The following is a 207-nucleotide window of genomic DNA, read 5'->3' on the forward strand; positions in this document are numbered from 1 at the left end:
TATAAATAATGGAGAGTCCACTGACGCTGGCAGTTCCGTTACTTGGTGAGCTGAACAGGGCAATACTGCTAGCATTTCCGGTAATACTCGAAATAATGACGTTGTTATTACTGTTTTGCAAAACACTTGCACTAATCGGATTGGCCACCGCCGCGATGCCATTCACCGTGATGATAAGGTCAACCGCAACGGATGTTCCGTAGGGAT

1 protein-coding gene is annotated in these 207 nt (G+C 46.4%); it reads right to left on the reverse strand.

All coding sequences use genetic code 11. The features are described from left to right. The coding region (locus ACO0KW_RS20555) for a hypothetical protein (RefSeq protein WP_423055201.1) at positions 1 to 207 on the reverse strand (207 nt) is incomplete at both ends.

The organism is Undibacterium sp. Ji22W, from assembly GCF_049340305.1.
Taxonomy (GTDB): Bacteria; Pseudomonadota; Gammaproteobacteria; order Burkholderiales; family Burkholderiaceae_D; genus Undibacterium.